Origin of the sequence: Streptomyces ipomoeae 91-03 (assembly GCF_000317595.1) — a bacterium.
Taxonomy (GTDB): domain Bacteria; phylum Actinomycetota; class Actinomycetes; order Streptomycetales; family Streptomycetaceae; genus Streptomyces; species Streptomyces ipomoeae.
The window spans coordinates 1-339 of record NZ_AEJC01000299.1 but is presented as its reverse complement, the minus strand read 5'-3'; the positions used below and the strand labels follow the sequence as shown (position 1 = coordinate 339).

Sequence of the window (339 nt, the reverse complement as noted above, 5' to 3'; positions counted from 1 at the left end):
CCGCCCCTGGGGGATGGGACGGGTAGGGGCGGCGGGGGCGAACAACCCTGTCGCGTGGCACGTACACGCACCGCTACCGTTGCCCGCCATGACGAACGACGCCGCCCCCACCCCCGAGCCCCCGGCAGCCCACCCCCGCTTCACCGCAGCCCTGACCGCCCTCGGCCTGACCGACCTGCACACCCGCATCCGCCGCTTCCCCGACGCCACCCGCACCGCCGCCGAAGCCGCCACAGCAATCGGCTGCGACCTCAGCCAAATCTGCAAGTCCCTCATCTTCACCGCAGACGGCACCCCCCTCCTGGTCCTCATGGACGGCGCCTCCAGGGTCGACGTCGA

General features: G+C 72.6%; 1 protein-coding gene. It reads left to right on the top strand.

The window, feature by feature from the left end; all coding sequences use genetic code 11:
• Window positions 1–88 precede the first annotated feature (88 nt).
• Window positions 89–339: YbaK/EbsC family protein (locus STRIP9103_RS19985; RefSeq protein ID WP_048820618.1), on the top strand; the 251-nt coding region annotated here is incomplete at its 3' end.